23 protein-coding genes are annotated in these 25,469 nt (G+C 60.3%); all 23 read right to left on the reverse strand.

Translation table 11 applies throughout. The annotated features are described in order from the left end of the window. Nucleotides 1-24 precede the first annotated feature (24 nt). The 23 genes from fliM to flgK all read right to left on the reverse strand — a co-directional run bounded on the left by fliM (nucleotide 25) and on the right by flgK (nucleotide 25,461). On the reverse strand, nucleotides 25-993 hold the full coding sequence (gene fliM, locus JFT66_RS02485) for a flagellar motor switch protein FliM (RefSeq protein WP_153838100.1): 969 nt from the start codon (nucleotides 991-993) through the stop codon (nucleotides 25-27). A gap of 9 nt (nucleotides 994-1,002) precedes the next feature. Then, nucleotides 1,003-1,503 (reverse strand): flagellar basal body-associated protein FliL, encoded by a 501-nt coding sequence (gene fliL, locus JFT66_RS02490; protein ID WP_034117078.1) that lies wholly within the window; start codon nucleotides 1,501-1,503, stop codon nucleotides 1,003-1,005. A gap of 211 nt (nucleotides 1,504-1,714) precedes the next feature. Further along, nucleotides 1,715-3,028 (reverse strand): flagellar hook-length control protein FliK, encoded by a 1,314-nt coding sequence (locus JFT66_RS02495; RefSeq protein ID WP_198858692.1) that lies wholly within the window; start codon nucleotides 3,026-3,028, stop codon nucleotides 1,715-1,717. Nucleotides 3,029-3,111: 83 nt separating this feature from the next. Next, nucleotides 3,112-3,456 carry an Hpt domain-containing protein gene (locus JFT66_RS02500; protein ID WP_034117080.1) on the reverse strand — a complete coding sequence of 115 codons (345 nt, stop codon included), beginning with the start codon at nucleotides 3,454-3,456 and terminating at the stop codon, nucleotides 3,112-3,114. A gap of 30 nt (nucleotides 3,457-3,486) precedes the next feature. Further along, nucleotides 3,487-5,205, reverse strand: coding sequence for an ATP-binding SpoIIE family protein phosphatase (locus tag JFT66_RS02505; RefSeq protein WP_198858693.1), 1,719 nt, complete (start codon nucleotides 5,203-5,205; stop codon nucleotides 3,487-3,489). Next, entirely contained in the window at nucleotides 5,202-5,507 is a 306-nt protein-coding gene (locus tag JFT66_RS02510) for an STAS domain-containing protein (RefSeq protein ID WP_153871075.1), read from the reverse strand. The genes JFT66_RS02505 and JFT66_RS02510 overlap by 4 nt, the downstream gene beginning before the upstream one ends. 185 nt (nucleotides 5,508-5,692) lie before the next feature. Beyond that, entirely contained in the window at nucleotides 5,693-6,142 is a 450-nt protein-coding gene (gene fliJ, locus JFT66_RS02515; RefSeq protein ID WP_034117083.1) for a flagellar export protein FliJ, read from the reverse strand. Between the two features lie 3 nt (nucleotides 6,143-6,145). Next, the gene (fliI, locus tag JFT66_RS02520) at nucleotides 6,146-7,504 is read right to left on the reverse strand and encodes a flagellar protein export ATPase FliI (RefSeq protein WP_034117084.1); all 1,359 of its coding nucleotides are present in this window, start codon (nucleotides 7,502-7,504) and stop codon (nucleotides 6,146-6,148) included. Beyond that, nucleotides 7,494-8,258: a flagellar assembly protein FliH gene (gene fliH, locus JFT66_RS02525; RefSeq protein ID WP_034117085.1), complete on the reverse strand. Its 765-nt coding sequence runs from the start codon at nucleotides 8,256-8,258 to the stop codon at nucleotides 7,494-7,496. Before fliH ends, fliI begins: the two co-directional genes overlap by 11 nt. Nucleotides 8,259-8,268: 10 nt before the next feature. After that, nucleotides 8,269-9,285 (reverse strand): flagellar motor switch protein FliG, encoded by a 1,017-nt coding sequence (gene fliG / locus JFT66_RS02530; protein ID WP_003192957.1) that lies wholly within the window; start codon nucleotides 9,283-9,285, stop codon nucleotides 8,269-8,271. Next, nucleotides 9,278-11,053, reverse strand: coding sequence for a flagellar basal-body MS-ring/collar protein FliF (fliF, locus tag JFT66_RS02535; protein WP_198858694.1), 1,776 nt, complete (start codon nucleotides 11,051-11,053; stop codon nucleotides 9,278-9,280). Before fliF ends, fliG begins: the two co-directional genes overlap by 8 nt. A 16-nt stretch (nucleotides 11,054-11,069) precedes the next feature. Continuing rightward, complete coding sequence (gene fliE, locus JFT66_RS02540) at nucleotides 11,070-11,399, reverse strand: flagellar hook-basal body complex protein FliE (RefSeq protein ID WP_034117087.1); 330 nt, start codon at nucleotides 11,397-11,399, stop codon at nucleotides 11,070-11,072. A gap of 131 nt (nucleotides 11,400-11,530) precedes the next feature. Beyond that, nucleotides 11,531-12,907: a sigma-54-dependent transcriptional regulator gene (locus tag JFT66_RS02545; RefSeq protein WP_034117088.1), complete on the reverse strand. Its 1,377-nt coding sequence runs from the start codon at nucleotides 12,905-12,907 to the stop codon at nucleotides 11,531-11,533. A gap of 7 nt (nucleotides 12,908-12,914) precedes the next feature. Continuing rightward, nucleotides 12,915-14,126: a sensor histidine kinase gene (locus JFT66_RS02550; protein WP_233097000.1), complete on the reverse strand. Its 1,212-nt coding sequence runs from the start codon at nucleotides 14,124-14,126 to the stop codon at nucleotides 12,915-12,917. A 110-nt stretch (nucleotides 14,127-14,236) separates the two neighbouring features. Then, nucleotides 14,237-15,709: a sigma-54 dependent transcriptional regulator gene (locus JFT66_RS02555; RefSeq protein ID WP_034117089.1), complete on the reverse strand. Its 1,473-nt coding sequence runs from the start codon at nucleotides 15,707-15,709 to the stop codon at nucleotides 14,237-14,239. A gap of 169 nt (nucleotides 15,710-15,878) precedes the next feature. Further along, nucleotides 15,879-16,175, reverse strand: coding sequence for a flagellar protein FliT (locus JFT66_RS02560; RefSeq protein ID WP_153838106.1), 297 nt, complete (start codon nucleotides 16,173-16,175; stop codon nucleotides 15,879-15,881). Between the two features lie 25 nt (nucleotides 16,176-16,200). After that, entirely contained in the window at nucleotides 16,201-16,590 is a 390-nt protein-coding gene (gene fliS / locus JFT66_RS02565) for a flagellar export chaperone FliS (protein ID WP_153871078.1), read from the reverse strand. Nucleotides 16,591-16,718: 128 nt separating this feature from the next. Then, nucleotides 16,719-18,086 carry a flagellar filament capping protein FliD gene (gene fliD / locus JFT66_RS02570; protein WP_153838108.1) on the reverse strand — a complete coding sequence of 456 codons (1,368 nt, stop codon included), beginning with the start codon at nucleotides 18,084-18,086 and terminating at the stop codon, nucleotides 16,719-16,721. Nucleotides 18,087-18,169: 83 nt separating this feature from the next. Beyond that, nucleotides 18,170-18,517 (reverse strand): flagellar protein FlaG, encoded by a 348-nt coding sequence (locus JFT66_RS02575; RefSeq protein ID WP_198858695.1) that lies wholly within the window; start codon nucleotides 18,515-18,517, stop codon nucleotides 18,170-18,172. 77 nt (nucleotides 18,518-18,594) lie between these two features. Further along, complete coding sequence (locus JFT66_RS02580; RefSeq protein ID WP_198858696.1) at nucleotides 18,595-20,319, reverse strand: flagellin N-terminal helical domain-containing protein; 1,725 nt, start codon at nucleotides 20,317-20,319, stop codon at nucleotides 18,595-18,597. Between the two features lie 265 nt (nucleotides 20,320-20,584). Next, nucleotides 20,585-21,514, reverse strand: coding sequence for a ketoacyl-ACP synthase III (locus JFT66_RS02585; protein ID WP_198858697.1), 930 nt, complete (start codon nucleotides 21,512-21,514; stop codon nucleotides 20,585-20,587). 276 nt (nucleotides 21,515-21,790) lie between these two features. After that, a complete protein-coding gene (locus JFT66_RS02590; RefSeq protein WP_198858698.1) occupies nucleotides 21,791-23,401 on the reverse strand; it encodes a flagellar hook-associated protein 3 in 1,611 nt (536 codons plus the stop codon). A 14-nt stretch (nucleotides 23,402-23,415) separates the two neighbouring features. Continuing rightward, on the reverse strand, nucleotides 23,416-25,461 hold the full coding sequence (gene flgK / locus JFT66_RS02595; protein WP_198858699.1) for a flagellar hook-associated protein FlgK: 2,046 nt from the start codon (nucleotides 25,459-25,461) through the stop codon (nucleotides 23,416-23,418). Nucleotides 25,462-25,469: the final 8 nt, after the last annotated feature.

Consider the following 25,469-nt stretch of genomic DNA (forward strand, 5'->3'; position numbering starts at 1 on the left):
GAAGCAAACAATCATAAATAGGGATCAGCGACGGTTGATCGGCTCAACCACTTGCAAAGCCAGGTTGCCCTTGTGGGAACCGAGCTTGACCTTGAACGACGGCACGCCGTTGGCGCGCATGATCAGCTCTTCCGGCAGCTCCACCGGGATGATGTCCCCAGGCGCCATGTGCAAAATATCCCGCAGGCGCAATTGCCGACGGGCGACGGTGGCGCTCAGCGGCACGTCGACGTCCAGCAGGTCTTCGCGCAGAGCCTTGACCCAGCGCTCGTCCTGGTCGTCGAGATCCGACTGGAAGCCGGCGTCGAGCATTTCGCGCACCGGTTCGATCATCGAGTACGGCATGGTCACGTGCAGGTCGCCGCCACCGCCATCGAGTTCGATGTGGAAGGTCGACACCACGATGGCCTCGCTGGGGCCGACGATGTTGGCCATGGCCGGGTTCACTTCCGAGTTGATGTACTCGAAGTTGACTTCCATGATCGCTTGCCAGGCTTCCTTCAGGTCGATGAAGGCCTGTTCCAGCACCATGCGCACTACACGCAATTCGGTAGGGGTGAACTCACGCCCTTCGATCTTGGCGTGACGGCCGTCGCCACCAAAGAAGTTGTCCACCAGCTTGAACACCAGCTTGGCGTCGAGGATGAACAGCGCGGTGCCACGCAACGGCTTGATCTTGACCAGGTTGAGACTGGTGGGCACGTACAGCGAGTGCACGTATTCACCGAACTTCATCACCTGCACGCCGCCCACGGCCACGTCGGCTGAACGGCGCAGCATGTTGAACATGCTGATACGGGTATAGCGGGCAAAGCGTTCGTTGATCATTTCCAGGGTCGGCATGCGTCCACGGACGATGCGATCCTGGCTGGTCAGGTCATAACTTTTGACACTGCCGGGCTCGGCAGCCATTTCGGTCTGTACCAGACCATCGTCCACACCATGCAACAGCGCGTCGATTTCATCCTGGGACAGCAGGTCTTGCACGGCCATGTCGTGATCCTACTGCAATACGAAGTTAGTGAAGAGCGCCTGCTCGACCACGACTTTGCCGAGTTCTTTCTGGGCCACTTCCTGCACGCTGGCAGTGACCTTCTGACGCAGCATTTCCTGGCCGACCGGGGTGGCCAGGTTGTCGAAGCTCTGGCCGGAGAACAGCATTACCAGGTTGTTACGGATCACCGGCATATGCACTTTGAGGGCATCCAGGTCCGCCTGGTTGCGCGCCAGCAAGGTAATGCTCACCTGCAAGTAGCGCTGACGACCGTTCACGTTGTAATTGGCAACAAAGGCCGGAAGCATCTGCTCGAAGATTGCCGGTTGCTTGACGTTAGTGGCGGTTTCGGCGGCGGGTGCCGGCTTGCTTGCACTGCTGTGCATGATGTACCAGGTGCCGCCAATCGAGGCACCGATGGCCAGGAGCAGGCCCAGCACAATCAACAGGATCAGCTTGAGCTTGCCTTTGCCTGCGGGGGGAGTTGCTGCGTCGTCGCTCTTCGCCATGCCAATAATCCGTCACTATTCGGGGATTCATAGATCTACGGGAAGGCAAGAGCAAGTGTTATGCCAGAGTTGTCTGGCAGCCTGGCAACACACATCAAATGTGGGAGGGGGCTTGCTCCCGATTGCAGTGTGTCAGTCAAGACATCCTTAGCTGATGCACCGCTATCGGGAGCAAGCCCCCTCCCACATTTGGATCTCTATTTGACTCAGGTCAGGCGTAGTAGTCGACGGCGCTGGAGCCGATCACGGTTGAGGTCACTGGCGCTGCCACTTCAGCCACGTCAACGTGACTGCCAGTGTCAGCGCTATCACCACGCCGACCGCCACCGCTCACGCCCCGCGCTTGGCCTTGCTGTTGCTGCTGCTCCTGGCCACGAGACTGGTCGGACACATTCACATCCACCTGCCCCATACCCTGCTGGGCAAACATCTCGCGCAAGCGGCCAGACTGGCTTTCCAGGGCCTCACGCACGATCGCATGGCCGCTCATGAAACTGACCTGGGCCTGCTGGTCCGCCGTCATGTTGACCTTGATGTCCAGGCGCCCGAGCTCAGCCGGCTGCAATTGGATCTCCGCCGACTTGAGGTTGGCGCTGGACAGGTACATCACGCGGTTGACCACTTCTTCGGTCCAGCCGCTCTGATGCATGGCCAGCGGTGCATTGGCCACGGGAGGCAAGGCATTCGCGGTTTTCGGCGTGGCGGCCTGGGTCAGCGCGGCCAGGCGGTTGGCGAAGTCATCCACGCGGGTGTCGCTGCTGGCGTTCTTGAGGTCCTTGAGGCCGTCATCAATCAGCCCACCAAAGGCCTTGTCGCCACCTTGGTCGGTGCTGTCCTTGGTGGCTTGCTGGTCGACCATCGTGGCCAGGCCGGCGGCAAAGCTCTGCGCGGCGGTCGGTTGATCCTGAGGCGCGGACGCGGTTTTCTGTGGCGCCTGGCTGCTGGCCGACACGTGACCGCCCTGCTCCATCGCCAGGCGCACGGCCGGCATCGAGTCCAGGGGGTCGGCCTCCGGGTCGAAGGCCGTCGGCTTGGCTTCATCGGTCACAGCGACGGGCAGGGCCGCGTCCTCGGCAGCCGCGGCGGGTGCCGAGGCTTGCACAGCTACGGGTACGGGCGTAACGGCAGCGATCACCGCCGGGTCGACCACAGGATCAACTGCGGGTTGCTGCGCCTGGGACGGGTCAGTGGTTTTGTCACCATCGCTGTCAGCGCCGTCGTCGGCCTTGGCCGGTGGCTTGGCAGGCAAAGGATTGCCGCTATCGGCAACCGCTGGCTTGCTGGCGGCAGGCTTGTCGTGACCGGCGGCAGGTTTGGCGCTGGCGTCAGAAGGCTTGTCCCGTGTGACTTTGTTTGCGCCGTCATCGGCCGTAAGCGTCGGCTTGCTGCCTTGGTTGGCAAACACTTGAGCAAAGCCAGGGCCCTTGTCCCGCGGGGCCGCAACCGCGACCGCTGGGGTGGCGGCAGGCGCTTGAGGCTTGGCCGCGGGGGCAGCCTGAAGGAGCGAATTAGGGGCGACTGGCATAGGTAAGGTTCTCCACTGCATGGGGGTCGGGGATGCAGTAAATGGAGATAGAGCAAGAGTCGGGCCAGGTTTAAGGTGCTGATTCAGATACTGAAGCGCTGGCGTTCCGACTCATACAGCGGCTTCACCAATGCAAACTCATGATCAATCTGATCAACCAACGCTCCCAGGTTCGACGCCGGCCCAACGGACTCAGCCTCCAACCGCTGACACAACTGCGCCAACCGCACCGCCCCAAGGTTGCCACTGCTGCCCTTGAAACTGTGCGCAATCCGCCCCAACGCCTTGGCATCGTCGCGCGCGTTGCGCAGCGCTTCGACCCGCGCCTGGGAATCATGCAGGAAGGTCTCCAGCAACGTGGGGTACTCGCTCTCCATGACGTCCTGCAAACCCGACAATACCTCGGGGTCCAAATGAATCTCAGCCACTTGCTCGCTCCTTGATCAAGAATCGGCGGATTATGCCAGAGCCTTCCAGCAAAACTCTACGCAGACGCTGCGCCCGCCATCAGACCAGCGTACAGCGCTGCTCAATTGACGCACCAGGCTCAAGCCCCGGCCAGACAGACGGTCGACGTCCAAAGGCCGCGCCAGCTCCTGTTCTACGTCGAAACCCGGCCCGCTGTCTTCGATACGCAGGGTCATCTTGCCGCCGCTGTCGGTCGGCGCCACCTGTACATGTATGCGCACATAACCGCTGTTCAATTGCGCCAGCCGCTCATTGCGCTGGCGATAGTACTGCGCAAACCCCTGCGCATCGCGCTTGAGCCGTGAATCCAGGCCCAACACGCCGTGTTCCAGGGCATTGGAATACAACTCGGCCATCACACTGTAGAGCGCCCCGCTCTGCTCTCGAAGGCCGTGGACCTCCAACAGCAGTTGCAGCAAGTACGGCAGTGGGTTGTAACGCTGGAGGGTCTGGGCGCGGAACTCGAAACTCACCGACCAATCCAGCGGGCATGACTGGCCGCTGTCGGCATACATTGGCTCGGCCACACGCAGCGCCAGGCCGGACAGCAAGGTGATCTCGACCATGCTGACGTCATCGCGTGCCTGGCCACGAAAGGCCGCCAGGGCGTGCTCGATATCCTCGAACAGGCGGTCCGGCTCACGGTTGGCGGCGAACACCTGCTGCAAACGCTCGGCGCCGAACAGTTGATCATTGGCGTCAGCGGTATCCAGCACGCCATCGGAGAGCAGGAACACCCGGTCGCCCAAGGCCATCGGCCAGACCTCAGTGCTGTCATCAAATGCCTCTGCCGATAGCACGCCCAAGGGCAAGTGCCGCGACATCAACGGCGTGCGCCTGCCCGTGGCGACTTCATGCAGGTAGCCTTCGGGCATGCCGCCGTTCCACACCTCCACCGCCCGGCGCTGGGGGCTCAGGCACAGCAAGGTGGCACAGCAGAACATGTCCACCGGCAGGATACGTTTGAGCTTGGCGTTCATTTCCCGCAGGGTCTGCGTCAGACCATAGCCCTTGGCGGTCATGCCGTAGAACACTTCGGCCAAGGGCATGGCGCCGATGGCCGCTGGCAGGCCATGGCCGGTGAAATCGCCGAGCAGCACATGCATGTCGCCGGACGGCGTATAGGCGGCCAGCAGCAAGTCACCGTTGAACAGCGCGTAGGGCGATTGCAGGTAGCGGATATTCGGTGCGGCGTTGATACAACCGGAGTGAGCAACCTTGTCGAATACCGCCTTGGCCACCCGCTGCTCATGCATCAGGTGTTCGTGGTGCCTGGCGATCAGGTCACGCTGTTGCAGCACGGTGGCCTGCAGGCGGCGCAGGCGGTCCATGGCGTTGATCTTGGCTGCCAGGATCAGTGGGTTGTAGGGCTTGGGCAGGAAGTCATCGCCGCCGGCATCCAGGCATTGGGCCAGGGCTTCGCTCTCGCGCAACGAAGTGAGGAAGATGATCGGCACCAACGCCTCACCCGCCAGTTGCTTGATCTGCCGGGCGGCTTCAAAGCCATCCATCACCGGCATCAGCGCGTCCATCAGCACCAGTTGCGGCCGTTCACGGGTGAAGACTTCAACCGCCTCGGCACCATTACTGGCAGTCAACACCTGGTGGCCCTGGCGACGGATGATAGTGGACAACAACAGCCGGTCGGCCGCGCTGTCTTCGGCGATCAGGATGCACAGCGCTTCAAGAACCGGGGCCAAGGCGCTCAACAGATGTCGAACAGCTTGTCGAAGTTGGAGATGGCGAGGATCTTGCGCACGTCGGAGTTACTGTTGATCACGCGGACCTCGGCCTCATCACCGCCGGCATGATCACGTAGCAGCAGGAGCATGCCGAGGGCCGAACTGTCCATATAAGTGGCCTCCTTGAGATCGACGATATAGGTCTCGGGCACCTTATAGAAACGCTCGTAGGAATCCCGAAAGCTTTGGTGGCTGCCGAAATCGAACCGGCCCCTGATTGCGATCGTCAACTTCTTCCCATCCAGGGATACTTCTGACTCAACTGACATGTGACTGCTTCCTTGTCATTGGCACTGTGCAACAAGGTTTAGCAGTTGAACGGGATATGGGCAACACAGCAGCTCAAATGTGGGAGGGGGCTTGCTCCCGATGGCAGTGTGTCAGCAATGGATTTTTTGACTGACACACCGCCATCGGGAGCAAGCCCCCTCCCACATTTGTCCTGCGTCGTTAGTTAGAATTGTTCTTGGCGGGGCAGGCGCTGGGACAGTTCATCGAGCAGCTTTTGCTCGCGCTTGTCTTCGAGGGCCCGTGCCTCGTCGATATAGCGCTGCACCAGCTTGCGCAGCCCCTCGACCCGGGCAAACGCCGCTTGCCAGGCCTCGCGGGCCTTGTCGAGATTGCTTTCGTGCCAGGCCAGGCTCTGGCGTTGCTGACCGACAGCCGTCTCAAGTTGATTGAGAAAGCCCTGATAACCCATCAGCCACTGGCCGGACACGCCCTTGCTACCGCGCTCGATCCACTGCTGCTGGTACTCGCCGCGAAAGCGCTCCAAGTCGCCCAGCTTGCTTTGGGCCAGGCGCACCTGGCCCTGGAAATAACCCAGGCGTTGCACCGCGGCTTTCTCGGCCTTTTCGGCCATGTCCACCACCGGGGCCAGGCGGGCGGCGCGGCTGTTGGCCATGGCTTAGCCGCCTGGCGCCGGGGCGAAAATCGAGCCCAGGTGCGATTCACTTTCGGCCATGCTGATCTTGTCGTTGAGACCCTGGCGCAGGTAGCTGACCAGTTGCGGTTGCAAGGCAATCGCCAGGTCGGTCTCGCGATCACCGCCCGCCACATAGGCACCGACGCTGATCAGGTCGCGGCTCTGTTGATAGCGCGACCACAGTTGCTTGAAATGCTGCGCACGCGCCATGTGCTCCGGCGTGACCACCGCTGGCATGACCCGGCTGATCGACGCCTCGATGTCGATGGCGGGGTAATGCCCCTCCTCCGCCAGACGCCGTGACAGCACGATGTGCCCGTCGAGTACGCCCCGCGCCGAGTCGGCAATCGGGTCCTGCTGGTCATCGCCTTCGGACAATACCGTGTAGAACGCAGTGATCGAGCCGCCGCCGGCCTCGGCGTTACCGGCGCGCTCCACCAGCTTGGGCAGCTTGGCGAACACCGACGGTGGGTAACCTTTGGTAGCCGGTGGCTCGCCGATGGCCAGGGCAATTTCCCGCTGGGCCTGGGCGAAACGCGTGAGCGAGTCCATCAGCAACAGGACGTTCTTGCCCTTGTCGCGAAAATATTCGGCGATGCGTGTGCAGTACATGGCAGCGCGCAGGCGCATCAGTGGTGCATCGTCCGCAGGCGAAGCCACCACCACCGAGCGCTTGAGCCCTTCTTCACCAAGGCTGTGCTCGATGAACTCCTTGACCTCACGACCACGCTCACCGATCAGCCCCACCACAATGATGTCGGCCTCGGTAAAGCGCGTCATCATGCCCAGCAACACCGACTTACCCACGCCGGTACCGGCGAACAGGCCCAGGCGCTGGCCGCGACCGACCGTCAATAAACCGTTGATGCTGCGAATACCCACGTCCAGCGGTACGCTGATGGGGTTGCGCTTGAGTGGGTTGATGGTGGGCCCGTCCATCGGCACCCAATCTTCGGCTTTCATGCCACCCTTGCCGTCCAGCGCACGCCCAGCGCCGTCCAACACCCGACCCAGCATGCTCATGCCCATGGGCAGGCGGCCGGTATCGGCCAGCGGCACCACGCGCGCGCCGGGGGCAATGCCGGCTAGGCTACCCACCGGCATCAGGAAAATCTTGCTGCCGGAAAAGCCCATCACTTCGGCTTCGACCTGCACCGGGTGGTAGCTGTCGTCGTTGATCACCATGCAGCGGCTGCCCATGGCGGCGCGCAGGCCCTCGGCTTCGAGGGTCAGGCCGACCATGCGCAGCAGGCGCCCTTCGAGGATCGGCTGGCCGGGCAACTCGGTCGCCTCGGCGTAACTGCCCAGGCGCTTGGCGAAGCTGGTGCGATCAAGGCGCATCGGGGGCGCCCAGGTCAACGCTCACGTCAGGCTCTGCCGGATGCAGGGCTTGCTCATGCAGTTGATCAAACAATTTGGCCATGATCTGGCTGATACGGGTTTCCACCGTGGCATCGATACGGCTGTGTTCAGTCTCGACACGGCAACCACCGGGCAGTAACGCGGCGTCTTCGACGATGCGCCAGGTTTCTTCATGGCGTTCGCGCAGGGCTTTGACTTGCTCGAAATCCTGCGGGTTGATGTACAGCCGCACATTGCCGACGCCCAGGGGCAGCAGCTTGAGGGCCTCGCGCATCACGCTTTCGATCTGGCTGGAGTCCAGCACCAACTCACGCTGGATCACCTGGCGGGCGATGTGCTGCACCAGGCCGACCATGGATTTTTCCAGCTGCGAGTCCTGCTCGGCGATGGGGTCGAACAGGCTGCCCATCAGGCGCTCCAGACTTGTCAGCTTGGTGGCGAGCGCCTCTTCGGCTTCCTGGCGAACCTTGAGGGTGGTACTGCGAAAGCCGTCTTTTTCGCCTGCCGCAAAGCCTTCGTTGTAGGCCTCCTGGCGGATGGCTTCCAACTCGTCGAGGGTCAGCGGCTGGACTTCATCCAGCGGCACTTCCTCCATTTCTGCAGGCGCTTCCTGGATCGGCGCAGGCTCAGGTTCGGGCACATGGGGATCGAAGCTGGGCAACGACCAGATGTCGAACCCGCCCACATCCCGCGCGCGAATCAGATCGCTGGGCGTCTCATCTTTGTTCGACATGGGAGGCGCCTTAGATCATTTCTTCGCCGCCCTTCCCGCCGAGAACGATTTCTCCGGCTTCGGCCATACGGCGGGCAATGGTGAGGATTTCCTTCTGGGCGGTTTCCACGTCGCTGACGCGTACCGGGCCTTTGGCTTCCAGGTCGTCGCGCAACAGCTCGGACGCCCGCTTGGACATGTTCTTGAAGATCTTCTCCTTGACGTTTTCGTCCGAACCCTTGAGGGCCAGCACCAGCACGTCGGAGGAGACTTCGCGCAGCAGCGCCTGGATGCCACGGTCGTCGACATCGGCGAGGTTGTTGAACACGAACATCAGGTCTTCGATCTGGCCGGACAGGGTGTCGTCGATCTCGCGGATCGAGTCCATCAACTGGCCTTCGACCGAGCTGTCGAGGAAGTTCATGATGTCGGCCGCACGCTTGATACCACCCAGGGTGGTGCGCGAGGCATTCGAGTTGCCGGAAAACTGCTTCTCGAGAATCGTGTTCAGCTCTTTCAGCGCCGCCGGCTGCACGGTGTTCAGCGACGACACGCGCAGGATGATGTCCAGGCGCACTTTATGGTCGAAGTGGCCGAGTACTTCGCCAGCCTGGTCCGGGTCCAGGTAAGCCACGACAATCGCCTGGATCTGCGGGTGTTCGTAGCGGATCACGTCGGCCACCGCACGCGGCTCCATCCACTTGAGGCTGTCCAGGCCACTGGTGTTGCCGCCCAGCAGGATGCGGTCGATCAGGCCGTTGGCCTTGTCTTCGCCCAGTGCCGAGGTGAGCATCTTGCGGATATAGCTGTCGGAGCCAACGCCCAGGCTGGTCTGGTCGCCGACGATCTCGACGAACTCACTCATCACCTGCTCGACTTGCTCGCGGTGCACATTGCGCATCTGCGCCATGGCCACGCCCACACGCTGAACCTCTTTAGGGCCCATATGGCGCAGCACTTGGGCGGCGTCGGTTTCACCCAGGGACAGCAGCAGGACTGCAGCTTTGTCGACCCGGGAAAGCTTGGCCACAGCGGCTCGATCATTCATCTGCGTTAATCCACTCTTTCACGACCTGGGCCACACGGCCCGGGTCTTCTGCCACCAGACTCTTGATTGCGTTCAACTGAGCGTCATAGCCTTCGCTCGGGCTTGGCAACAGGATGCTTTGCGGGCCGCCGAGGCTGACGCGGTCGTTGGCCAGTTCGCCATCCAGGCCGCCCATGCCACCCAGCTCGACGTCGCCACCGGCCAAGGCCAGCTGTTTCTTGCCGCCACCGGTGATGTTGTTGAGCACCGGGCGCAGCACGCCAAATACCAGCACCAGGATGAACAACACCCCCAGTACTTGCTTGACGATGTCCCAGAACCACGGCTGGGTGTAGAACGCCGGGTCGGCAATCACTTCACCGCGTTCGGCGGAGAACGGCATATTGATCACGCTGACGCTGTCACCACGGCTGGCATCAAAACCGACGGCGTCCTGCACCAGGCGGGTGAAGCGCGCCAATTCGTCAGCGGTCCACGGTGCGCGGGTCACGGCGCCGTCAGCGGCATTGACCTTGACCTGGTCATCGACCACTACCGACACCGACAGGCGATTGATCTTGCCCTGCTGCTGTTTGGTGTGGCTGATGGAACGGTCGAGCTCGAAGTTCTTGGTGGACTGGTTACGCTTGTCCGCTGGGTACGGTGCGAGCATTGGCTGGCCGGTGGCCGGGTCCATGATCTGCTGGCCGTTGGCGTCAAGCAGCGGCTGGCCAGGCTGGATCGCGCTGGCAGTCGCGGCGGCGCCACCGGTGGTCTGCGGTGCCGAGGCTGGCGACGGTGGCTGGTTGCTCAGAGCACCCGGCACACCTTGCGGGCCATTGCTGGCGGTGCGTTGTTCGCTGGTGGACTGCTCGCTGCGCAGGGCCGGCTGGTCAGGGTTGAATTGCTCGGAGGTCGACTCGACGGCGCTGAAGTCCACGTCGGCGGACACTTCGGCCTTGTAGCGGTCGTTGCCCAATACCGGCTGCAGAATGTTGTGCACGCGCTGGGTGAGCATGCTTTCCATGCGGCGGCTGTAATCGAACTGCTTGCCGGCCTGGGTCAGCGCGGAGTTTTCCGCCATGTCAGAGAGCAGGTTGCCCTTCTGGTCGACCACGGTGATTTGCGACTTGCTCAATTCGGGAACGCTGGTGGCCACCAGGTTGACGATCGCCAGCACCTGGCCAGGCTCCAGGGAACGGCCGGAAAACAGTTCAACCAGTACCGAGGCGCTAGGCTTGCGTTCGTCACGCACGAACACCGAGCTTTTCGGAATCGCCAGGTGCACACGGGCACCCTTGACGTTATTCAGGCTGGAGATGGTGCGCGCCAGTTCGCCTTCCAGGCCACGACGGTAGCGGGTGGCTTCCATGAACTGGCTGGTACCCAGGCCCTGGTCCTTGTCGAGGATTTCAAAGCCGATATTGCTGTCGGACGGCGTCACGCCAGCAGCGGCCAATTTCATCCGCGCACGGGCCACGTCATCGGCCTTGACCAGCAGCGCCCCGGAGTTGGGCTCCACGGTGTAGGCGATGTCGGCGGCAGCGAGGGTTTCCATGATCTGCTTGGAATCCATGCCCGCCAGGCTGCCGTACAGCGGCCGGTAATCGGGTTGTTGCGACCACAACACCACGGCAAAACCAATCGCCACGCTGGCAGCCAGGCCGACCATCAGGCCCACCTGACGCAGCATGGTCATTTCCGAGAGGTTTTCCAGGAACGACAGGCCAAACAACGGCGGCTTGCCGTCGGCCTTGGCGGGGAGGTTGTCGGAGACTGCTTCTGCCATGACTTAAATCTCGTCCTTAAACCGGCATCTGCATGATGTCTTGATAAGCCTGAACCAGCTTGTTACGCACTTGGGTCAAGGCCTGGAAGGACACACTGGCCTTTTGCGAGGCGACCATCACATCGGTGAGGTCCACGCCGCTTTTACCGATCTCGAATGCAGTGGCCAACTGGCTGGAAGCCTGCTGGGTATCACTGACTTTATTGATTGCCTGACCGAGCATGTCGGCAAAACTGCTTTGGCCCAATTCCGGCGCTGACGCGACGGATTTCGGTTGAGCCATGGCATCCATTTGCATGGAGCGCATATCCAACATCAACCGATTGAACTCAATACCCTGGCTCATGACCTTCTCTCTCCGACGACCCGCATTTTTTTGACACTACGCAGCGGTTACTAGGGGTGGTAGCAACAAGGGTGCCAGCTCTGTAGCAACTCGTAAGAAAAGGCGACAAAGCTTGTCGACCTTGTTACCGGTTAGGTGGCGAAAAGATACGCTTCCACATCCATACCGGCGTCGCGCATCTGCGCCAGCTTGTAGCGCAAGGTGCGCGGGCTGATGCCCAGGCGCTCGGCCGCTTCTTTGCGGCGGCCGCGTTCGGCGCGCAGGGTGTCGATGATCATCTGGAATTCGCGGCGACGCAGGTCATCCCCCAAGGCACCGGCTGACTCAGCCTCGGCGACCAGCGGGGCCGGCGCCAGGCTCGGCAACGGTGCAACCCCATTGCCCATGGCCAGGCAGAAGTCTTGCGGCTGGATCAAACCACCCTGCTGCAAAATCAGCGCGCGCTGGATCGCATTGTCCAGTTCGCGCACGTTACCGGGCCATGGATAGCTGACCAGGCAGGCCTGGGCCTCGGCCGACAGCCGCGCCTGGGCATGCTTCATTTTTTTGACGTGGTTGTTCAGCAGGCGCTCGGCCAATGGAAGGATATCTGCCGGGCGCTCGCGCAACGGGCGCCAGGCCAGGGGGAACACCGAGAGCCGGTAGAACAGGTCTTCACGGAAGCGCCCCGCCGCCACTTCGCCGGCCAGGTCGCGGTTGGTGGTGGCAACCACGCGGATATCCAGCTGGATCGGCTTGCGTGCGCCCACCCGCTCTACTTCACGCTCCTGCAACACCCGCAGCAACTTGGCTTGCAGGCCCAGGGGCATTTCCGAGATTTCGTCGAGCAGGATGGTGCCACCGTCGGCCTGTTCGAACTTGCCGGCCTGAGCCGCGATGGCGCCGGTGAACGAGCCCTTTTCGTGGCCGAACAAGGTGGCTTCGAGCATGTTGTCGGGGATCGCCGCGCAGTTGATCGCGATAAACGGCTGCTTGGCACGGCTGGATTGCTGGTGGATATAGCGCGCCAGCACTTCTTTACCGGTGCCGGACTCGCCGGAAATCAGCACAGTCGAATCACTGCGAGCCACCCGCGCCGCCAGCTCCAGCAATTGCGCGCTGGCGGGCTCGAAAGCAATCGGGCCATCGCCCTCGGCCGCCGAAATCACGCCCAGGGCATGCCGGGCGACGAGTTCGATCAACGCCTTAGGCTCGAACGGCTTGACCAGGTAATCCGCCGCGCCTTGGCGCATGGCGTCCACCGCCCGTTCCACCGCGCCATGGGCGGTCATCAGCAACACCGGCAGTTGCGGCTGGCGTGCGCGCAGCAGGCCGAGCAACTGATGGCCGTCCATGCCGGGCATGTTGACGTCGCTGACCACCAGGCTGAAGGCTTCCTGCTCGACTGCCTCCAAGGCCTCCTCGGCAGAGCCGACCGCCCGATAGTCATGGCCCGCCAACAGCAGCGTGTCTGCCAATGCTTCACGCAGGGCGCGATCGTCTTCCACCAATAAAACCTTGATAGTCATAATCCCTTTACTCCGCGCTTGCCGCGCTGGAAAACAGCGGCAAGGTCATCAATGCACACGTGCCACGCCCCAAGCGGGAACGCAGCTGCAATTCTCCCTGATGGGCCCGTGCCACTGCCTTGACCACGGTCAGGCCCAGGCCAGTACCGTTGGTCTTGGTGGTAAAAAACGGTTCACCCAGGCGCTGCAGCACCTGCGGGTCGATGCCGCTGCCGCTGTCGCTGATGCACAAGCGCAAGGTTTGCTCACGGGTATAGAGGTGCACCTTCAAGCGTGCGCCCGGGCCGCTGGCCTGGGTGGCATTTTCGATCAGGTTGAGCAGCGCGCCGACAAGCGTGTCGCGGTTGCACAGCAACTCGCCGTGGTGACTGTCACACTGCCAACGCAGGTGGGCGTCCTGGACATGGGTGGCCGCCGCCGCTTGCAGGGACTGCATCAACCCCGCCGGCGTGATGCGGTCAGTCAGCGGCAATTCGCCACGGGCAAACACCAGCATGTCGCGCACCTGGTGCTCCAATTCATGCAGGCGCTCCTTGAGGCGCCCGGCAAAGCGTTGGTGAGTGGCGGCGGGCAATTGCTCATCAGTCAAATGACTGGCGTAGATCAACGCCGCCGACAATGGCGTGCGGATCTGATGCGCCAAGGATGCGACCATCCGCCCCAGCGATGACAAGCGCTCATGGCGAGCCAACTGGTCTTGCAGGTGACGGGTTTCTGTCAGGTCGTTGAGCAGCACCAGTTGGCCCGGCTCAGCGTCCAGGGAACGGGTGGCGATGGACAGGCGACGCCCGTCCTTGAGGGAGACTTCGTGGCCGTCGTCTTCACGCGGCGCAAAGCAGCGGATGATGACTTCGCGCCACAACTCGCCCTCCAATGGCAGGCCGAGCAGGTCGCAGGCGGCCGGGTTGGCTTCGCGCACGCGGCCCTGGTCGTCGATGACGATCACGCCACCGGGCAACAGATCCAGCAGGTTTTGCAGACGGTTGGCCAGGCGCTCTTTCTCGGCCAGCTCTTGCATGCGCTGGGCGCTGACCACCGCCAGCTCGCCTTTAAGCTCGGACACCCGGGCTTCCAGCAGGCTGTAGGAATCGGTCAGTTGGCTCGACATCTGGTTGAACTGTGAGAAAGCTTGTTCCAGGCCCTGGCGGGTCGGCGGTTCTACAGGCGACACCAGCCCCTGGATGGCAGGGGCCGAAGCTAAATGGGCGGCGTGGGGCATCATGCTCTCTCGCTTGGCTGACCGTCAGTTAAACGGAACGTTGCGAGGGCTGTAGCAATACCCGTGCCGAAAAAAAACCGCTGATTAATCAGCGGCTTGAAAAACAGGCGTCAATCCTCCGCCTGTTCATCCCCTTCTTTGCGGCTCATACCGTACTTGCGCATCTTCTCCACCAGGGTGGTTCGGCGGATACGCAGGCGCTCGGCGGCGCGGGCGACGATGCCATGGGCGTCGTCCAGGGCTTGTTGGATCAGCCCTTGTTCCAGGTTGCCGAGGTAGTCTTTCAGGTCCAGGCCTTCGGGCGGCAACATGGCAGTGGCGCCGAAGTCTGGAGTATGGCCGTTGATCGCCACGCGCTCTTCCATGTCGCTGCGCAAGCTGTCCAGTTGCTCGTCTTCATCGTCGACGTAGCGGAATTTCTTCGGCAACTCGACCACGCCGATCACCCCATAGGGGTGCATGATCGCCATGCGCTCTACCAGATTGGCCAGCTCGCGGACGTTGCCCGGCCAGCCGTGGCGGCACAGCGACATGATCGCAGCGGAGTTGAAGCGAATGGAGCCGCGTTTTTCGTGCTCCATGCGCGAGATCAGCTCGTTCATCAGCAACGGAATGTCTTCCACGCGCTCGCGCAGCGGGGCCATCTCGATGGGGAATACGTTGAGGCGGTAGTACAGGTCTTCGCGGAAGCTGCCGACCTCGATCATGCTTTCGAGGTTCTTGTGGGTGGCGGCAATGATGCGCACGTCCACGCTCTGGGTCTTGTTGCTGCCCACGCGCTCAAAGGTGCGCTCCTGCAATACGCGCAGCAACTTGACCTGCATCGGCAACGGCATGTCGCCGATTTCATCAAGGAACAGCGTGCCGCCATTGGCCAGCTCGAAACGCCCGGCACGGCTGGTGATCGCCCCGGTAAAGGCGCCCTTCTCGTGGCCGAACAGCTCGCTTTCCAGCAGCTCTGCCGGGATCGCCCCGCAGTTGACCGGCACAAAAGGCCCGTCGCGACGCTTGGAGTGATAGTGCAGGTTACGTGCGACCACTTCCTTGCCGGTGCCCGACTCGCCGAGGATCAGCACGCTGGCATCGGTGTCGGCCACTTGCTGCATCATCTGGCGCACGTGCTGGATCGCACGGCTGGTACCGACGAGGCTGCGAAACAGGTTGGGTTCACGGTGACGGCCGCGCTCGCGGGCCTGGTCGTACATCTCGCGATAGACCTGGGCGCGGTGCAGGGAGTCGAGCAATTTGCTGTAGCTGGGCGGCATTTCCAGATTGGAAAGCACGCGGCGGCGCTGGTCTTCTGGCAGGTCCACAGAAGAAATATCGCCCATCAGCAACACCGGAAGGAACTCATCCCAGGTCGACAGTGTCTTTAACAGGCCCAGAACTGCACCAGGAGCGTTTACCGTCCCGATCAACACACAAATGACTTCACGGCTCGACGCCAACGAGCTGACCGCCTGCTGCCAATCGTGGCTGCCGCAGGGCAAATTTTCTTCACCGAGAAAATTTAAAATCACCGCCAAATCACGGCGGCGGACGCTATCGTCATCGATCAGCAGAATTTTGGTTTCACGCCACATGCAATAGCAACTTCCCTAGTAAAACTTCCTGCCCCGGAATGAGAGCAATCAAGACGTCTGTAAGATTTCTTACCTACTAGACGTCTGAAATCTGAAAACAGCACTAGTTAAGTCAAAAATGCTGGCACAGTCAAATATATGACGCGCCGTTCGGACCAACTGAGCCCATTCAGCCGAACAGATGGTAAACCTTTGACGCATTTTTAGCTTGGTTGATCTGCGACATCTCTTCGAAAATCGCCTGGCGTTCGCCGGTCGTCACCTCAAGCAACTGCTGATACACCACCAGCAGGCTCTCCAGTTTTTCGCGCAATGCGCCCTCGTCCACCGGCACTTCGCTGAGCACCTCATCAATCACCGCGCGGCAACCCAGGTCCAACTCGCCGACAGCTTCCCAATTGCGATCCGCCAGCGCGCCGAGAAGGGCTTCGCGGGTTTCGTCGATGCGTTGCAGTGCGTGGCTCATGATGTGTACCTCGAGGCAATCGGCCTTATTGTGGAGCGATGGCATCCCAGCCGGTCTTGACGGTGATCAGCAGGCGGGCGACTTCGTCGATCATTTCGACATCGTTCACCTGGTTGGCCTCGACCAAACGATTGCTCATGTATTCATACAAGGCGTCCAACCGTTGCACTGCCGCCGGGTCCTCGGCCTTTTCCGGCTCCAGGCCGTCGCGCAGGCCGGAAATGATTTCAATCGCCTTGCCCAGCATTAGCCCTTTCTGGGCAATATCCCCACGGGCCAATGCGCCCTTGGCCTGCGCCATGCGATCAAGGCCACCCTCCATCAGCATCTGCACCAAGCGGTGCGGGCTGGCTTCGGAGACCTGAGCATGGGAACTGACCTTCTGGTACTGGCGAAGGGCTCTCATCGGGTTCATGTTGCTACCTCGTTACTGGCGACAATCGAATAGGTTTGCTTAACCAGTTTTTCGACCGTGGCGATAAAAACTTTAATCCAGAACCCTGCGCCAAGGCCCTGAAGCAGGGCCTGTGAGCGCTCCCTCCATCAGTTCGACTTCGGATTGTTCAGCGAGTTGAGGGTGGTCATGATGCTGGAGCTACTGGAGTTGATCTGCGCGATCATGGTGTCCATCGCCGTGTACTTGGCCGTCAGGGATTTTTGCAATGCATCCATGCGCCGCGTCAGATCGGCCGTCTCTTTGGTCAAGTCGGTCAGCTTGTTGTTGAGGTCGGTGGCTCGGGTCGCGAGGGTGCCCGTGGTACCCACGTAGCTCTTGGTCGCCTTGTTCATGCGCGTGATCAAGCCAGTGTCGCCGGTGAACAGCTTGGCAATATCGCCTGCGCCCTTGACCACAGCCTTGTCCCACGTCTTGTCGTCCAGGCTCAGCAGACCGGTCTTCTGATCGGTGGTGATGCCCATCTGTGCCAGACTGGTCATGGAACCCGCGCCTGAGCCGTTGACCAGTTCGGAGCGCAGGCTGTTCACCAGTTGGCGCATCGATGCATCACCGGTCAAGGCACCTGCGGTGGTGGTCGACGCGTCACCGGTTGCAGTAACTTTGGTCTGGGTATTGATGGCGGTCATCAGCGTGTTGTACGCACTGACGAAGGACTGTACCGAGGTTTTCAACGTGTCAGTGTTGCTGGCCACGGTAATCGTGGTCGGCTTGGTGATGTCAACGGTATCCAACAGGTCCAGAGTCACACCACTGATCGCCGAAGTGATCTTATTGCTAGTGGAGGACATTTCAATGCCATCGATGGAGTACTTGGCATTGGTCGGCGCCTTGCCCTTGTCATACCCGGTAGCCAGTTGCGAATCGCCGCTGAGGGTGATGTCGGTGCCTTCGCCCATATTCGTCGAGGTCAATACCAGACGCGCGCCAGTGGAGTCGCTCAATACGTTGGCACTGATACCCTGTGAGGAAAGCTGGGTGTTGATCGACTCGCGCACCTGTTGCAAGGTTGCGCCACCTGGGATCACCACGTCGTAGCTTTTGCCCGACTGATTGATGGTCAGCGTCTGGTCTTCGTCCGTGCTGTTGGCCTTGCCCGATGCGCCATCAACATTCACCGCCGTGGTGACTTTCGAAGCGGTCGCCAGGTTAGCGATCTTCAACAGGTATTTGCCGCTGGATGCACCATCACCCAACGTGACTTTGGCGTTTTTCTCTTCCGAGGAAGTCGCCGCCAGCCCGTTGAACGCGGAGGGGTTATTCAACTTGGTGATCGCCGCCTGGTAGGCTTCCAGCGCCGTCTTGATCGAACCAACTGCCGACAATTGGACGGTGGCCGTTTTTTGCTCGTTGGTGATCTGCTGTTGTTTGGGCGCTTGCTCGGCCCCCACCAACGCCTTGACGATAGCTTGCGTGTCGTAGCCCGAACCTGGGCCGGAAATCGTTGAACTAGCCATTTGCTATTCTCCTTGTCCTGCAGCGGCCGTTTTTTTGGCGCTTGTGCGCACTGTCCGCAATCAGAAACATGTTTCGTGCCAACTCAAGCCTTGCTATCAAACAACAGGCTGCTGGCATCGCTCAGATTCTGCGCCAACTTCAGCGCTGCCTCCGATGGTATCTGTCGAATCACTTCACCACTGTCGGTGGCGATCACCTTGACGACCACTTTGCCGGTGGAGTCATCGATGGAAAAATCCAGGTTGCGCTGTGAAGCCTGCACAAATTCACGCATATCGGTGACGGCCTTTTCCAGCGCCGCGCGCTGGGGCTCCTCAGACTTGACCGGCTCACTGCTGGCCGCAGGCGTGGCCTGGGTCACCACTGCGCCAACGCTGGCCTGGGCCGTGCCTGAGGGGTAAGACGGGTTCAGCTTGATGCTCATGTCCATGTCATCACCTCCAAACTGAAAAAACGGAAGGGCACGTCGTTAAACGCACCCTCCCGTTATTTAACCGCTAGCCGATATTACTGAAGCAGCTTCAGTACAGCGGATGGCAGCTGGTTGGCCTGGGACAGGATCGCAGTGGAAGCCTGTTGCAGGGTTTGTTGCTTGGTCAGCTCGGCCGCTTCAGAAGCGAAGTCAGCATCTTCTACGCGGCCTTTGGCAGCGGAGGAGTTCTGCGAAATGCTCTGCAGGTTGGCAACGGTGCTGGTGAAGCGGTTTTGTACGGCACCCAGCTGCGAACGCTGGCTGTCGATCTGCTGCATGGCATCGTCCAGAGCCTGGGTAGCCTGCTGCGCAGCAGCGGCACTCAGGATGTTCAGGTCGGAAACGCTGGTTTCCATGGTGACGGCGGTTTTGGTGCCGGCAGTGGCAACAGCTTCCAGACCCAGAGCCTTCAGGCCAGTACCGGCGCTACCGTCCTTGATGGTGATGTCTTTGTCAGCGAACAGGTTCAGAGTGCCGTCAGCGTTTTTGCTGGCTTGAACACCGGTGCTGGCGCTGTTGATCGAAGAAACGATCGCGTCAGAGGTGTCGCCCTTTTTGAACTTGACTTCAACGCCGTTCACATCAATGGAAGTGTCAGCAGTCAGCTTAGCCTGGGTAGTACCCGCAGACAGACCCAACTGCGACAGCGAACCGCTGGTGGTGTTAGCCAGCTTGATGTCTTTACCGTCACCGGAGGTCAAAACAACACGACCGTCCTTGAACTCTGCAGTAGCACCAGTACCTGCCTGCGCTTTAACCAAGTCCAGAACTTCGGAGATCTTTTTGGTGTTGTCCCAAGCCACGGCATTACCATTAACGGTAATGGAGCCGGCAGTACCCAGAACAGTATCTTTATCGATTGCGGCTGCTGCAACAGGAGAACCGGCAGGTGCGGCAGTCAAACCAATGGTTGTAAGAGCTGTACCAGCCCCTACGTTATCAACGGTGAAATCAGACTTAGACGACAAGGTAATCTTGCCATCGGCAGCCGCAGTTGCAGTCACACCAGTCGTTGCAGTTTGCTTGTTGATCTCTGTGGCAGCAGCTGCGCCGGCCGCAGTACCAGCAGCAGCAGTCGTCAGCGTAATCTCAGTACCATTAATGCTGATTTTATCGCCAGCAGTAGAACCACCTGCTGGAGGAACAATACCAGTCACGCTGGCTTTGGTCCCGCCAATATTGGTACCGGTTGCGGTGGCAGCCAGGCCGCCCATCGCTTTGCCATCTACAGCCGCTTCTTTGTAGTTACCCTTCAGCGCAGTCGAGCTGATATCGGTCATACCGAACGAGATAGTCTCGTTGGCGTTGGCGCCGATCTGGAAGGCTACGTTGCTGAAAGAGCCGTCCAGCAGGTTACGACCACCGAAGGTGGTGGTGCTGGCGATACGGTTCAGCTCGCCCACTTTAGCGGTGAATTCTTGCTGTAGGGACACACGGTCAGCGTCGCTTTTATCACCGTTGGACGCTTGCAGGGCGAGTTCACGCAGACGCTGCAAGGTGTTGGTGGATTCTTGCATCGCGCCTTCAGCGGTCTGGGCGATCGACACACCGTTGTTGGCGTTGGCGATGGCAACGTTCAGGCCTTTGACCTGGTTGTTCAGACGGTTGGCGATCTGCATGCCGGCAGCGTCGTCTTTGGCGCTGTTGATTTTCAGGCCGGAGGACAGACGGTTCATCGACTGGCTCAGAGCGTCGGAAGCTTTGTTCAGGTTCTTCTGGACACCCAGGGAGGTGATGTTGGTGTTTACTGATAATGCCATGACGAAATCCTCGTTGGTTGGATACTGCGGCTTCCGGCCCTGGCGACCGCCGGGTGTGGCCTAGAGAACCTACGTAATAGTTATCGTCGTGGTAGCCGGTTGCTTGAGGATTTTTTTGATTTTTTTTAGTAGCCCCGTGCCACCCCTTGCATTTCAAAGGCTTACACAGGCACAAAACCCCGGTTTCATTGGCTTTTCTGGCGCCAATAAAAAAACGCCGATGATCGTTCGATCATCGGCGTTTTTTTATGCAGCGGCTAAAACATCACGGGCGATAAAGAATCGCCGAGCCCCACGACAGGCCCACACCAAACCCGCTGATTGCCACCCGCTTCCAGGTAGCGTCCATTACGTGCTTTTCCAGCAGCAACGGAATGCTCGACGACACGGTGTTGCCGGTCTCGACCATGTCCTTGATGAACTTGTTCACCGGGGCATCTTCGAAACGGCGCGCCACGGCATCGACGATGGCCGCGCTGCCCTGGTGAATGCAGAACGCATCGATGTCATCGGCCTTGAGGTCCGACTCAGCGAGCAGCTCGTGCAAGTGCGCCGGCACCTTGAGCAAGGCAAAGTTGAAGACCTGGCGGCCGTTCATGAAGAACACGCCGTCGCTGACCTTCAGGTGCGGTGCGCCAGAGCCGTCGGTGCCGAACTTGGACTTGCCCAGCAACCACGGTGCGTCTTCGCCCATCCAGGTGGCGGTGGCGGCATCGCCGAACAGCATGGTGGTGTTGCGGTCTTCCGGGTCGACGATCTTCGAATAGGGGTCGGCGGTGATCAGCAGGCCGTTTTTCAGGCCAGCGGCTTCCATGAAGCCTTTCATCGCGTAAATGCCGTAGACATAACCCGAGCAACCCAGGGAAATATCAAAGGCTGCAACGTGGGTGGGCAGGCCCAGTTTGTCCTGGACGATGGCTGCGGTGTGAGGCAAGCCCTCTTCATCGCCGTTCTGGGTGACGACGATCAGCGCGTCAATGGATTCGCGCTTCAATTGCGGGTTGTTGGCAAATAAAGCGTTGACCGCCTCGACACACAGGTCGGAGGTCTCCTGTGCAGCTTCCTTGCGTGGCAGAAACGCCGAACCGATCTTGCCGATGATGAACTCTTCATCCTTGGCGAATTTGGCGCCCTGGGCGTAGTTATCGATCCCGTCTGCCGGCACGTAACTGGCGATGCTTTTTATGCCAATCATTGTGGCTTCCCAATACTAAATAGCTGGAGAACACCCCGCGGGCTAAGCCGGGGGTGCTGACAATAAAGGGGATAACCCCATAAAAATTTCGCTGAAAGCCGCCTGATAAAGACCTGTGGGCGACTTATCCTTTTCACACGATACAGTGAAGATGCGCTTTATGACTCACAGGTCACTCAATTTTGCGCGCTTTGTGCAAAACCTTTCAACAATTTAGCCCCATAAACGACAACGGCCCGCCCTGTTTCCAGAGTGGGCCGCTTGACGAAACGCGGTTTACATCTTGTTGAACAGGCTCAACTGCGAGATTTTCACAAAGGCCAGTTGCGACGCTTGCAGCATGGTTTGCTGCAAGCTCAGGTTGATGGCGGCTTCGGCGAAGTCGACATTACCCAAGGCATTCATGGTCGTGGTATTGGCCAGGTCCAGGCTGACGTTTTCCTTGGACTGAATGTCGAGACTATTGAGGCGCGCCCCCAGGGAACCACGCGCCTGGTCGATCTGGCCGTAGGCATTGGTCAAATTGCCAATGGACTTGGCCACCACATCCTTGAGCTCCTTCTGCGCCGCCGGGTTGCCGTCTGACGGCGCTTCCAGGATTTTGCGCAAATGGCTCAGGGTGTCGAGGACGTTCTCGTTCTTGTTGCTGGTAGCACCGATCGAGAACTGGTCGCCGGCTGCCGGCGCCGGTGCGGTGGTGACATCAAACGTCACGCCTGCCGCCGTGATCGAGGTTGCGCCGGCTGCCAGGGTGCCGCTGCCGATGGATTTGCTGTCTGCCGTATAAGGCTGCGCATACAGGTCGTAGGCGCCGGCCGCACCGAACTTGATGATGACACCGGAATTGGGAAACGTGCTGGCGTATGCCGCCGGGTCGCTCACCGTGCCGCCACTGAGCTGTGCAGTGGACGGGTTACTCGGAGTGCGCGACACGCTGAAGGTGTCTGGCTTGACCGACAGGCTGAATTCCCGATCTTTGACAATGGCGTCCGATGGCGCGCCAGGCAATATGTCTTTGCCCAGTGCGTCTTTACCCAGGTTCAAGCCAATGTCGAACTTGACCCCGCGCAGACTGACGGTCGATGCGCCTTCCTTGGTGGCGTCGAAAGTGCCATTGCCCGGGATCTCCGAAGTAATGTCTTTGCCAGCATTGTCCGTTACAACATATTGAGTGCTGCTGGTGAACGTCAGCTTATACGGCTGGCCGTCCGAAAAACTGCTGTTATAGCTGGTGTTGGCCCCAATCAGACCGGCAGATAGCGTGACCTTTCCATCATCGACCGCGGGCGGCACGAGGATCGGCGCCGTTTGCGTACGGCCAGTATTTGCCGAGCTTTCAAGCATGCTTTTTGCGGTATTGCCCATGGCTACCGACAGGTTCTCTGCCACCTTCAGGCTCAACGGCGTGTCGTCACCCTGGTAGCTGTAGGTGCCATCGTTGTTACGAGAGTAGGGAGGCGTGTCGGTCTTGCTCCCGGAGAACATGTAATTACCGCTGGCGTCCTTGGTATTGAGCAGGCCCAGGACCTGGTCTTCAATGGCGCCGATCTCCGCGGCAGTCGACTTACGGTCAGCGTCACTGATGCCGACGTTACCCGCCTTCAGCGCCAGCTCACTGGCCCGCTGAATCGCGATATTGATATTGGCCAGCACGCCGTCCTGGGTGGTCAGCGAGTTTTTCAGGGTGTCGATATTGCCATTGAACTGCCCCAGCATGTCTTTCTGCTGTTGCAGCATCAACAACCGCGCCGCCGCTACTGGATCATCCGCGGCGGTTTGCACGCGTATGCCGTTAGTTGCCTGGTCCTGGGCTTTCACTACGCTGGAGTAGTTGCTCTGGTACTTGGCAGAGCTGGTCTCGAAATACTGCTGTGTAGAAATACGCATCGTCCCAGCCTCCTTTAAAGAGCATTCATCAGTGTGGTGAAAGTTTCCTGCGCAGCCTTGATGATCTGCGACGACGCGGTGTAGTACTGCTGGAACTTGATCATGTCGCCCGCTTCATCATCCAGGTTGACCCCGGATACCGAGTTGCGCGCTTCCTTGTTGGCGCTCAGCAAGGCGCCGGTGGCGGCGGTGTCGACCCCGGCCTGGCTGGCCTTGGCCCCCACTTGCGAGACCAGTTTGCTGTTGGCCCCCACCAGGCTGGTGCCGCCGTTACCGTCGCCCATGCCGACGGTCGCCTTGGTTTGCAGGTTCAGCAGTTCCTGGGCGTTGCGGCCGTCGGACTTGCCGAGGCTGTTGAAGGCAAAGGTGGTGCTGTCGCCGTCAGCTGGAGAACCATTGACGGTGGTGTCGAACTTGAAGCTCTTGCCGGGGATCGCTGCACCGCTGGCGTCGCGAATGGGCACGTCCACCGTGATTTTGTTGCCCTGCCCCGGAATAATCGAGCCGGTGCTGATCGGGTTGCCCTTGGCGTCGCTGATCGTATAGGACTGCGTGCCGTCGGCGGCCGGTTTGCCAAAGACCATTTTCACCGGCATCGAGTTTTCAATGCCGGCGCGCAACTGGGCGGTGTCAGCACCACCGTTAATATCCAGCGGTACCGTCAAGGACGGTTGGGTAAACGTGCCCGTGCCGCTGTTGGTCTTGCTGCTGGTACCCGCCAACGCGCCGGCAAAGGCCAGCTTGTTCGCATCGGTGAGTGCCACGCCAATCCCGCTGGCTCCGGTGGCGGTCGGGCTGACCTTAAAGCTGTCGCCATAGGCCATCGTGCCCTTGCCATCCAGTGCCAGGGTAAAGCCATCCATCGTCGGCGGCGGCGTGGCGGACATATCAAAGGTGCCCATGGCCTTGCCGTCCGAGCGCAACACGGTGACCTTGTTTGGGTCGGTCTTGTCGTTGAAGGTCACGGTGTAGTCGAACGCGGACAACTTGCTGCTGTCCTTGATCGTCACATTCAGGTTGCCTGCCCCGGCGCTGTTGCCCGATGCGCCCTGGCTGCGCGACGCAATGGCGGCGGCACTGTTGATGTCTTTGAACAACGAAACGCCGAAGTCACCATTGAGGTCCAGGCCTTGGCCCAGTTGACTATTGATGGTGTCCGCCGTGGCGATGGCGATGCGCCCCAGGTCGTTGATGGCCGGCATCAAGGCATCACTGCGATAACGCAACAGGCCACCGATGCTGCCGCCACTGATCACGCCGCCCAGGTCCATGGTGGTGCCGTTCATGTTCAACTGGATGGTGTACTGGCTGTTATCGGTTTTGCTCGGCACCGCGGAAATCGTGTTGGAAATCCCGCCCTCTACCAGGGACTGGCCGCTGCCGGTGGTCACGCTGAACTGGCCGTTTTTCTCGGTGGCTGTCACCCCGATCAGTTCATTGAGCGAGCGTACGGCCTCGTTACGCGAGTCCAGCAGGTTGGCCGGCGCATTACCCGACGCGCCCTGCACCTGGGAGATCTGCTTGTTGAGCGAGGCAATCGAGGCGGTCAATTGATTGACCTGCTCACTCATGCTGCTCAGTTGGTTGTTGATGGTTTCTTTCTGCTGGGTCAACTGCGTCGAAATCGAGTTGAAACGGCTGCTCAGGGTCTGGGCGTTGGTCACCAGCAGTTGGCGGGCCGACAGGTCACTGGGGTTGGACGCCGCCGTCTGCAGGGTGGCGAAGAACGAACTGAGTACCGAGGACAAACCGGTGGTCTTGTCTGACAGCACCTTGTCGACCGCGCTCACCTGGTCCAGGTACGCCTTGGCATCGTTATTCAATGCCGTGCTGTTCTGGTAGGCAGTGTCGAGGTATTCGTTGTACACCCGGCGTACATCGGCCAGGGTGGTGCCGGTGCCGATGAACACACCGCCGAAGGGATTCGACGCGCTGGCATTTTGCGTGGTCTGCTGACGTGAGTACCCTGGGGTATTAACGTTGGCGATGTTATTACTCAAGACCGACAGCGATCCTTGAGCGGCGTTGAGCCCTGACATCCCGATACTGAGCAAACTCATGGTTCAGA

Source organism: Pseudomonas sp. MF6755 (assembly GCF_016405635.1).
In the GTDB taxonomy this organism is placed as follows: domain Bacteria; phylum Pseudomonadota; class Gammaproteobacteria; order Pseudomonadales; family Pseudomonadaceae; genus Aquipseudomonas; species Aquipseudomonas haemolytica.